Source organism: Bacteroides sp. RTP31139st1_H2_RTP31139_211217 (assembly GCF_040227615.1).
Lineage (GTDB): Bacteria > Bacteroidota > Bacteroidia > Bacteroidales > Bacteroidaceae > Bacteroides > Bacteroides uniformis.
This window is the reverse complement of sequence record NZ_JBCNZM010000032.1, coordinates 30,223-39,811: the sequence shown is the minus strand read 5'-3', so window position 1 is coordinate 39,811 and position 9,589 is coordinate 30,223. Positions and strand designations below refer to the sequence as shown.

The window sequence follows — 9,589 nt, the reverse complement described above, 5'->3', positions numbered from 1 at the left end:
AGGTTTGATTGTATTCACTGCCGCAAAGCTACAACCAAACCTCAAAGTGTAAAAGGTGCATTTGTTCGAATGCTTACGTACATGGAGACGGTCAGCGGAAAAGTGAGTAGCAAAGAGCGTAAACTGGCGGGCTTGTTGGACCGGATGAAACCGGGAGACTCCTTGATTATAACGGAGATTTCGCGGCTTAGCCGGACACTGCTGGAGATAATGACCATTCTTAACTCCTGCATCAAAAGGGGAGTGGTGCTGTACAGTACCAAAGAGGGGTATGTGTTCCAGAATGACATCAATAGCAAAGTGCTGGGATTTGCTTTTGGACTGATGGCCGAGATAGAGCGTAATCTGATTTCCATGCGCACCAAAGAAGCCTTGGAACGACGGAGGAAAGAAGGAAAACATCTGGGCAGGAAGAAAGGGGACACACCCAAAATGAAGATACTCTATGCGAACAAGAGGAAACTTGTGAGGGAGCACCAAAGAGGAGAGTCGTGTGCCGAGCTTGCCCGACAGATGGGAGTGTCACGGACTACGATGTTCCGTTTTCTGAGACGTTATTGAGCAATTCGGCTAAACGAAGGTGTCAAAGGTGGGATTCCTTTTGACACGCTTCGTGTGGGCTACTTATTCGGCTGATACTTCTTTCTTTTCCTTCCACTCTTTCCCGCGCTTGTGCAGGTTTTTCAGCTCGAATGACAGCATGATACGGAAGAAGCCTATAATCAGGAATGCAAACGAAATCATGTACACGGCGTAAAGGGCACCTACTGCCGGTTGCCACAAGATGATGAGCGAGCAGATGACGGCAAGAATACCGAAAGCAACATACCATCCCCAGTCTCTTGTTCCGTATCTTTTGAGGTCCATGGCATAGCCTACGGATGAGAAGCCGCGGAACATCAGCCAGAAGGCGATGATGAATGGAATGACTTCCATGCTGAGCATCGGGTAGGCTATCAGGTAGAATCCCAGAATCATGTCGATGATGCCTCCAGCCAGATACCATCCCCAACTGGATACCCTTCTACGGTTACTTACTGCAAAGGATATTTCCAGCAGACCGCTGAACAACATGGAGACGCTGAACAGAATGCTCAATACCGCATACCCGCTGAGAGGGGAGAACATCAGGCTTATAGCCACTATTACATAAAGAATACCAAGAATGAGTGAAATCCACCAATTCTTTACTTCCTGCTGAAGTTCGTCAAAAATAGTTTTCATGTGAATTTAATTTTTTAAGTGATTATCATTAATTCGTCCGTAGAATAACAGTTTATCTGGAAAAAAGTTTCGGGTGAACTTTTTCTGTATGTAATTTGTTATGTATACATATAATTTGATAAAACTATGGCTACAACAAAATTTAAAGGACAACCGGTAAAGGTTATCGGTGAATTTATAAAGGTGGGCTCTGTTGCCCCCGATTTCGAATTGGTAAAAACAGATTTGTCTTCATTCTCTTTGAAGGAACTGAACGGGAAGAATGTTATTTTGAATATTTTCCCCAGCCTTGACACTGGTGTGTGCGCTACTTCTGTACGTAAGTTCAACAAACTGGCTGCCGGCCTGCCCGATACGGTAGTGTTGGCAATCTCCAAGGATTTACCTTTTGCACATGCACGTTTCTGTACAACGGAGGGTATTGAGAATGTGATTCCTTTGTCTGATTTCCGTTTCTCCGATTTTGATGAAAACTACGGGGTACGCATGGCCGACGGACCGCTTGCCGGTTTGCTGGCACGTTCGGTAGTGGTTATCGGTAAGGATGGAAAGATTGCCTATACGGAATTGGTACCTGAAATTACGCAAGAACCTGACTATGATAAAGCTATTGCAGCTGTAAAGTAGAAAGTTTGGATTTGGGATAAGCAATAAAAAGCGGTGGACAGAATTTATCATGCTGTCCACCGCTTTTTTATTATCATACCGTTTTCTTTTTTATTTCTTCTTCATGCCTTTATAGATGAAGAATGCCACGATGAGTACGCCGATGCCGATAAATACATAACCTATCTCATGGCTGTATTCCGTTACTTTGGCAAGCAGCTGTTCCTCGTTCTCAATGCCGGGTACTGTGGACAAGTAATAGCCGATAAAAGCCAGGATGGAATTCCAAAGGCCTGCACCCAAGGTGGTGTACAGCAAGAAAGTTCCCAGCTTCATGCGTGCCAGACCGGCAGGGATGGATATCAACTGGCGAACAGCAGGTATCAGGCGGCCGACAAAGGTTGATACGGCTCCATGCTTATCGAAGTATTCCTCCGCATGCTGCACTTTGGCTTCGTCGATGAGGCACATGTGCCCGAAACGGCTGTTGGCAAACTTGTAAATGATGGGGCGTCCCAGCCATTTTGCCAGATAGTAGTTTATCAATGCTCCGATATTTGCCCCTATGGTTGCAAACAATACCACCAGATATATATTCATGTTGTCATTGTTGGCGGCTTTCCAAGCGGCAGGAGGGACTACAACTTCCGAGGGGAAGGGAATAAACGAACTTTCAATGGCCATCAATAAAGTGATGGTCCAGTAATTGAGGTGGTCGAGACACCATTGGATAAAGGCTACTGATTCCATTTGCTAGATTAGTGGTATATAATTACTGTTATTGTAATGCATTGAAAATATTCTTCATCACTAGAGCCAGCTCTTCCTGATTATCTTCTTGTAGTATCTGTTGCAATTTGTCCAGCTCTTCCAGCCTGAACGGATGTTCGCACAGCTGGTTGTACTTCATGAAGTTCTCTTTGTCTTTGAGCAGCATATACAGAGAGGTCAGCCTTTCGTTGATACCTTCAAAGTCCGGCTCCATCTCTTTGACATGTTCAAAGGCCAGCTTGGCATAGCTCAGTTGTCCTATTTCCATGCTACACATGCCTATTTCGTGCCAGGTATCCGCATAGGGGGCATACTCTAAGGCTTTGGCCCATCTCTTCACACCTTTCTCATACTCACCTTCTTCCATGTAGATGCGCCCCTCAATCAGATACGGGTCTATCTCTTCGGGTGCCAGGTCGTATGCTTTTTTACAATACTGGTGTGCTTTGCGTTTCTTTCCCATCTTGTGCAGGCATAGGGCTGCATTGGCATAAAGAGAAGGCAAGGCGAAGTCATGGCTGTCTTCGGCCGTTATGGCTTTTTCCAGATAGTCGTATCCTTCTTTCCATTCTCCTTTGGAGGCTTTGTTCAGACCGATGAAGGTGTTGATGAAACCGTGGGAGACAAGATGGAATTTTTCGGCCTGCAGGTAGTTCTCCATGGCACTTTCCTCATTTCCCAATTGGAAGAAGGAATGTCCTTTCATCAGGTAGGCATCGGCAAACTCGTCATCGGCCACCGTGGCATAGTCGCATGCTTCGATTGCTTTGTCGAACATCTGCTGGTCAAAGTAGCAACGGGCCAGTCCAAACCAGTAAGGAGCCGAATACGGATTCTTGTCAATCAGCTTATTGAAGAAGAAGGTGGCTTTTTCAAACAGTCCCTGGGCATAGTAACAATCGCCGGTGACGGCAAGGTAGGCTTCTTCTTCGGCATATTTTTCGAGTCCGCGCGTCAGCCATGTCAATGCTTTTTCCGGGAATCCCATGTCGATGTACATATAGGATACATCAACGATATTGGCCAGGTCGTCCTTATCGTCTATGCTGTCGAGTATCGCTTCCGCTTCTTCTTCTTTGCCTTCGCCCAACAGTAGGTTGGCTTTCAGCACTTTCACTTCGGAAGATTCTTCGGCAATCCGTTCCAATATATCTTTGGCTTGCTCTTTATGCTGGGTGTCGAGGAACAAGTATGCCTGTTCCACCAGCAGAGCCGTATTATCCGGATGTATTCCCAAGCCATACTCTACGACCTCGGTAGCCATGGCATATTTATGATGCACGGCATACCAGTCTGCGAGGTCGGCTAAGTCGTCTGCGTCTAGATAGATGGTTCTGTTCTCTGCTTTGGCAGCTTCATATTGTTCTGCCATTTCTTGCAGTTCTTTGTCTCTTCCGGACAGCAGGTTTTTTTTACTCATATTCTTATTTATTGATTTTACCCCAAACGTCTTTCAGACCTACAGTACGGTTGAATACCATTTTTTCTGGCGTAGAATCTTTGTCAACATTAAAATAACCGATACGTTGGAACTGCAGGTAGGAGAGGGGCTGCATGCCGGCAGCGTACTTCTCGATGTAGCAGCAGGGCAGCACATTCAGGGAGTCGGGGTTGATCATCTCTTTCATGGCTGTCAGTGCGTCGCAGTTCTTCGCTTCGCGGATGGCGGCAAGCTCGTCGCGCGGGTTCTCCACTTTCCACAGACGGTCGTAGAGACGTACTTCTGCTTCGAGGCAGTGGGCACAACTTACCCAGTGGATGGTGCCTTTCACCTTACGGTTGGCTCCGGGCAGACCGCTCTTGGTATCGGGGTCGTATTCGCAATATACTTCGGTGATTTCACCGGCATCGTTCTTCTTGCAGCCGGTACACTTCACGATGTACGCGTTCTTCAGACGTACCTCTTGTCCCGGTGTCATGCGGAAATATTTCTTCGGAGCATCTTCCATGAAGTCGTCGCGCTCCATCCAAAGTTCGCGGCTGAATTCGATGACGTGGTTGCCTTCTTCGGGATGTTCGGGGTTGTTGACGGCTTCCATCTCTTCCACTTGCCCTTCGGGATAGTTGGTGATGATAAGCTTCACCGGATTCAGTACGGCAGATACGCGGGTGGCGCGGTCGTTCAAGTCCTCGCGCACGGCGCTTTCCAGCAGGGCGAATTCATTGAGCGCATCGTAGGTTGTATATCCTATTTTGTCGATGAACTTATGAATGGACTCCGGAGAGTATCCCCTACGGCGGAAACCGCAGATGGTCGGCATGCGGGGGTCGTCCCAACCGTTTACCAGACCTTCCTTGACCAGAGTCAGCAGGTTGCGCTTGCTCATCAGCGTATAGCTGAGGTTCAGTTTGTTGAACTCATACTGATGGGGGCGGTTATCGTCGAGGTCTTTGCCTTCCTTCACCCAGTCCACGAAGAGATCGTAGAGTGGACGGTGGGGCACAAACTCCAGTGTGCAGAGCGAGTGTGTCACGCCTTCGAAGAAGTCGCTTTGCCCGTGGGCGAAGTCGTACATCGGATAAGCCTTCCAAGTGGTGCCCGTGCGATGGTGCGGATGCTTCACTACACGGTAGATGATAGGGTCGCGGAAGTGCATGTTGGGGCTTGCCATGTCTATCTTGGCACGGAGCACCATGGCACCTTCCTCAATCTCGCCGCTGTTCATCTTCTGGAACAAATCCAGTGTTTCTTCGATAGGACGGTTGCGGTAGGGACTTTCCACACCGGGCTGGGTGGGAGTTCCTTTCTGGGCGGCAATCTGCTCGGAAGTCTGTTCGTCGATGTATGCCTTGCCCTCTTTGATGAGGCGGATAGCGAAGTCCCACAATTGCTGGAAATAGTCGGAAGCGTAATATTCGTTACCCCATTTGTAGCCCAGCCACTGGATGTCTTCCTTGATGGCTTCTACATATTCCACATCTTCTTTGGTGGGATTGGTGTCATCGAAACGCAGGTTGCAGACACCGCCGTGTGCGGCGGCAATACCGAAATCAAGGCAGATGGCCTTGGCGTGTCCGATGTGGAGGTAACCGTTTGGTTCGGGCGGGAAGCGTGTCTGTACTTTTCCCCCGTTTTTACCCTCTTTCAAATCGTTTTCTACTATTTGCTCAATGAAGTTCAAGCTCTTTTTTTCGCTTGTTTCTTCGCTCTTTATTTCTGCCATAATGTTACTATTTTCGTATCGTGGGGACAAAGATAGGGTAAAAAAATGAAGAATGAAGAATGAAGAATGAAGATTTATTCTTTATGTACCGGGATATATCCGCTCTCTTTGATGATTTTCTGTCCTGCGGCAGACAAGATGAAATCGAGCAGAGGGGCTACGACCGAGGCGTTTTTTCGGTTATAATAATAGTATAGCGGGCGTACTATCGGATAAGTCTTATTGATGGCATTCTCCAGCGTGGGAGCGGCATAATGCTGCCCGTCGTATGAAACGGCGAGTGTCTTGATACGCGGTGATACATAGGCTAGACCCACATATCCGATGGCTCCGCGAGTTTGGCTGACGGATTGGATAATGGCTCCCGTGGCAGGCATGGAGAGACTGCTGCTCATGTAGTTCTTGTTTTTCAGTACGCTTTCCTTGAAGAACTCGTAGGTACCGGAGGAAGTCTCGCGGGAGTAGACTACGATTTTGCGGTCGTCTCCGCCCACTTGCTGCCAGTTGGTGACTTTGCCCCGGAAGATATCTTCCAGTTGTTGGCGGGTCAGTTGTTTCACTGGGTTGGAGGGGTGGACCACTACGGCAAGGGCATCGTAGGCGATGGGAACTTCTGCCAAGTCTTCTCCGGCGGCTTTGGCCTTCATCTTTTCGCTGAACTTGATGGCGCGGGAAGCCATGGCGATGTCCGTGGTCTGGTCCAGCAGGGCTGAAATACCGACACCGGTTCCGCCGCCGGTCACGGTGACACGGGCAGAGGGGTTTAGGGTCATAAAGCGTTCGGCGGTCTGCTGCGCTATGGGGAGCACGGTGTCGCTGCCTTTGATGCGTTGCGCCTGCATGCCAGTGGTGGCAGCTGCCAGGGCGAGGAGTAGGAGTAATTTTCTTGTCTTCATAAAACACATGGTGCAAATAGGGTAAACACATGATGCAAATTAAGGTAATGGATATTACAAATGTGTTACATGGAATGTGCTTTGAGTCGTTGTAATAGTTTTGTAACACCTTTGAAACATTTCTTTCAAACGTTAGTCACACTGCCTTAACATCCGGCCCGTTCCTTTGCATACAGAAATCAATAGGCAACATGAAAAAGATTTTTGAGAAGATTGTAGAAGGTATACTGGCTTGTAGCGGCTTTGTGACGAGTCTTACCATCGTACTTATCGTCGTGTTCCTCTTTTCCGAAGCGCTGGGCTTGTTCAGCAGCAAGGTGATAGAAGAAGGGTATGTATTGGCCTTGAATAAGGAGAACCGGGTGAGCGAACTGACTCCGGCACAGATAAAGGATGTCTTTGATGAAGAGCTGACAAACTGGGACGAAGTGGGGGGGGAGGACCTTCCTATCCGCCTTTTCCGTTTGGAGGACATCACACAGTATTATACGGAAGAGCAGTTGGGCGCTTCCTATGAAAATGCAGGTGCTTGCATTACGGAGCTGGTGGAGCGTACGCCTGGCATTATAGCCTTCGTACCGCAGCAGTTCGTCGTTCGTCCGGACTCGGTGCATCTGCTGAAAGACAACACCATCTCGGTGAAGGACGTCTTTGCCGGTGCTGAATGGTTTCCCACGGCAACACCTGCTGCGCAGTTCGGCTTTTTGCCGCTCATTACGGGGACGTTGTGGGTCAGTCTGTTTGCCATCCTTTTTGCACTGCCGTTTGGTCTGTCGGTGGCAATCTATATGTCGGAGGTAGCCAATTCCCGGGTAAGGAATCTGCTGAAACCTATCATTGAGTTGCTGAGTGGCATACCGTCGGTGGTTTACGGCTTTTTCGGTTTGATTGTCATTGTACCTTTTTTGCAGCAGGTCTTCGACTTGCCGGTCGGTGAGAGCGGGCTGGCGGGCAGTATTGTGCTTGCCATTATGGCGCTGCCCACCATCATTACGGTGACGGAAGATGCGATGAGAAACTGCCCTCGTGCTATGCGTGAAGCCAGTCTGGCACTGGGAGCGTCGCAATGGCAGACTATATATAAGGTAGTGATTCCTTACTCCATTTCGGGCATCACCTCCGGAGTGGTGTTGGGCATCGGCCGTGCGGTGGGCGAGACGATGGCTGTGCTGATGGTGACGGGCAACGCCGCCGTCATTCCCCATACCATCCTGGAACCGCTGCGCACCATTCCGGCAACGATTGCCGCCGAACTAGGTGAAGCGCCTGCCGGCGGACCTCATTACGAAGCATTGTTCTTGCTGGGTGTCGTGCTGTTCTTCATCAGTTTATTGATAAATTTCACGGTGGAAGCAGTTTCGCCAAGACGAAAATAAAAGAAGGTAGATATGGTCAATAGAAAGCATCTTTCGCAAAACGTGGCATTTGGCTTGTTCCGTCTGTTGAGCTTGAGTGTGGTGGGGATTCTTTTTGCTATCCTCGGTTTCATTATATATAAAGGTATAGGAGTCATCGATTGGGAGTTCCTCACAACGGCTCCTGCCAACGGTATGACTGCCGGCGGAATCCTTCCTGCCATTGTAGGTACGTTCTGCTTGATGGCGGGCAGTGCCTTGTTTGCTTTTCCGGTGGGAGTGATGAGTGGCATTTATATGAATGAGTATGTGCCGAAAGGCTGGGTGGTACGCTTCATACGGATGATGACGAATAATCTGAGCGGCATCCCTTCCATCGTGTTCGGTCTGTTTGGCATGGCGCTGTTCGTCAACTATATGGATTTTGGAGACAGCATCCTGGCAGGTTCGTTGACGCTGGGTCTGCTAAGTCTGCCTTTGGTTATCCGCACCACGGAAGAAGCGCTGAAAGCCATCCCCGACAGCATGCGCGAGGGAAGCCGCGCGTTGGGAGCTACCAAGCTTCAGACCATTTGGCATGTCATTCTGCCGATGGGGATGCCCAATATCATCACCGGACTGATTCTGGCGTTGGGGCGTGTTTCGGGCGAGACGGCACCCATCCTTTTCACCTGTGCCGCCTACTTCCTGCCACAGTTGCCTGCAAGCATCTTCGACCAGTGCATGGCGCTTCCTTATCACCTCTACGTCATCTCTACTAGCGGCACCGATATGGAAGCGCAGCTTCCCATCGCCTACGGCACGGCACTGGTGCTGATACTCATTATCCTCCTGGTGAACTTGCTGGCGAACGCCCTGCGGAAATACTTTGAGAAGAAGATTAAGACGAATTGAAAACATATACAATAGGTATGAAGAACAAGATAGAAACCCGTGACGTGAACTTCTGGTATGGCGATTTCCATGCCCTGAAAGGCATCAGCATGGAAATTGAGGAGAAGTCTGTGATAGCCTTCATCGGTCCCTCGGGCTGTGGAAAGTCTACCTTCCTGCGCCTGCTGAACCGCATGAACGATTTGATTCCCGACACCCGTCTGACCGGCGAGATACGCATTGACGGACAAGACATCTATGGAAAAGGAGTGCAAGTGGACGAACTCCGCAAGAACGTGGGCATGGTGTTCCAGCGGCCCAATCCTTTCCCAAAAAGCATCTTCGAGAACGTTGCCTACGGACTTCGTGTGAATGGCATCACCGATAACGCCTTCATCCGTCAGCGGGTGGAAGAAACCCTGAAAGGCGCCGCCCTTTGGGACGAGGTGAAGGACAAGCTGAAAGTCTCCGCCTACGCCCTCTCCGGCGGTCAGCAGCAACGCCTCTGCATAGCCCGTGCCATGGCGGTGTCTCCTTCGGTCCTGCTGATGGACGAGCCGGCATCCGCCCTCGACCCCATCTCCACCGCCAAGGTGGAAGAGCTTATCCACGAGTTGAAGAAGCAGTACACTATCGTCATCGTCACCCACAACATGCAGCAGGCAGCGCGTGTCAGTGATAATACGGCTTTCTTCTATAT

The 9,589-nt window shown here is 49.5% G+C and carries 10 protein-coding genes; 5 read left to right on the top strand and 5 right to left on the bottom strand.

The window, feature by feature from the left end; genetic code table 11:
- Positions 1-12: 12 nt before the first annotated feature.
- Complete coding sequence (locus ABUA47_RS07610; protein WP_349824542.1) at positions 13-561, top strand: recombinase family protein; 549 nt, start codon at positions 13-15, stop codon at positions 559-561.
- Between the two features lie 63 nt (positions 562-624).
- Here the strand turns inward: ABUA47_RS07610 and ABUA47_RS07605 are convergent, their stop codons facing one another.
- Positions 625-1,224 carry an HdeD family acid-resistance protein gene (locus tag ABUA47_RS07605; protein WP_005831320.1) on the bottom strand — a complete coding sequence of 200 codons (600 nt, stop codon included), beginning with the start codon at positions 1,222-1,224 and terminating at the stop codon, positions 625-627.
- Between the two features lie 126 nt (positions 1,225-1,350).
- Between ABUA47_RS07605 and tpx the strand changes: the two genes are divergently transcribed.
- A complete protein-coding gene (gene tpx, locus ABUA47_RS07600; RefSeq protein WP_005831317.1) occupies positions 1,351-1,851 on the top strand; it encodes a thiol peroxidase in 501 nt (166 codons plus the stop codon).
- 90 nt (positions 1,852-1,941) lie between these two features.
- Here the strand turns inward: tpx and ABUA47_RS07595 are convergent, their stop codons facing one another.
- The 4 genes from ABUA47_RS07595 to ABUA47_RS07580 all read right to left on the bottom strand — a co-directional run bounded on the left by ABUA47_RS07595 (position 1,942) and on the right by ABUA47_RS07580 (position 6,661).
- Positions 1,942-2,580 carry a DedA family protein gene (locus tag ABUA47_RS07595; RefSeq protein ID WP_005831315.1) on the bottom strand — a complete coding sequence of 213 codons (639 nt, stop codon included), beginning with the start codon at positions 2,578-2,580 and terminating at the stop codon, positions 1,942-1,944.
- A 28-nt stretch (positions 2,581-2,608) separates the two neighbouring features.
- Positions 2,609-4,021, bottom strand: coding sequence for a tetratricopeptide repeat protein (locus ABUA47_RS07590; protein WP_016274359.1), 1,413 nt, complete (start codon positions 4,019-4,021; stop codon positions 2,609-2,611).
- Positions 4,022-4,025: 4 nt separating this feature from the next.
- Positions 4,026-5,765, bottom strand: a complete 1,740-nt coding sequence (locus ABUA47_RS07585; RefSeq protein WP_005832304.1) for a glutamine--tRNA ligase/YqeY domain fusion protein — start codon at positions 5,763-5,765, stop codon at positions 4,026-4,028.
- Positions 5,766-5,839: 74 nt separating this feature from the next.
- Positions 5,840-6,661: a PstS family phosphate ABC transporter substrate-binding protein gene (locus ABUA47_RS07580; protein ID WP_035448809.1), complete on the bottom strand. Its 822-nt coding sequence runs from the start codon at positions 6,659-6,661 to the stop codon at positions 5,840-5,842.
- 191 nt (positions 6,662-6,852) lie between these two features.
- Here ABUA47_RS07580 and pstC point away from each other — a divergent pair, with 191 nt between their 5' ends.
- The 3 genes from pstC to pstB form a co-directional block, all read left to right on the top strand.
- Entirely contained in the window at positions 6,853-8,037 is a 1,185-nt protein-coding gene (pstC, locus tag ABUA47_RS07575; RefSeq protein ID WP_349831502.1) for a phosphate ABC transporter permease subunit PstC, read from the top strand.
- Positions 8,038-8,049: 12 nt separating this feature from the next.
- Entirely contained in the window at positions 8,050-8,910 is an 861-nt protein-coding gene (pstA, locus tag ABUA47_RS07570; RefSeq protein ID WP_035448806.1) for a phosphate ABC transporter permease PstA, read from the top strand.
- A gap of 17 nt (positions 8,911-8,927) precedes the next feature.
- The coding region (pstB, locus tag ABUA47_RS07565; RefSeq protein WP_349831500.1) for a phosphate ABC transporter ATP-binding protein PstB at positions 8,928-9,589 on the top strand (662 nt) is incomplete at its 3' end.

Excerpts from the sequence above, each read along its gene's own strand:
- tpx (WP_005831317.1), top strand. The coding sequence starts at position 1,351 with ATGGCTACAACAAAATTTAAAGGACAACCGGTAAAGGTTATCGGTGAA.
- pstA (WP_035448806.1), top strand. The coding sequence starts at position 8,050 with ATGGTCAATAGAAAGCATCTTTCGCAAAACGTGGCATTTGGCTTGTTC.
- pstC (WP_349831502.1), top strand. The coding sequence starts at position 6,853 with ATGAAAAAGATTTTTGAGAAGATTGTAGAAGGTATACTGGCTTGTAGC.
- ABUA47_RS07595 (WP_005831315.1), bottom strand. The coding sequence starts at position 2,580 with ATGGAATCAGTAGCCTTTATCCAATGGTGTCTCGACCACCTCAATTAC.
- ABUA47_RS07590 (WP_016274359.1), bottom strand. The coding sequence starts at position 4,021 with ATGAGTAAAAAAAACCTGCTGTCCGGAAGAGACAAAGAACTGCAAGAA.
- ABUA47_RS07585 (WP_005832304.1), bottom strand. The coding sequence starts at position 5,765 with ATGGCAGAAATAAAGAGCGAAGAAACAAGCGAAAAAAAGAGCTTGAAC.
- ABUA47_RS07580 (WP_035448809.1), bottom strand. The coding sequence starts at position 6,661 with ATGAAGACAAGAAAATTACTCCTACTCCTCGCCCTGGCAGCTGCCACC.
- ABUA47_RS07605 (WP_005831320.1), bottom strand. The coding sequence starts at position 1,224 with ATGAAAACTATTTTTGACGAACTTCAGCAGGAAGTAAAGAATTGGTGG.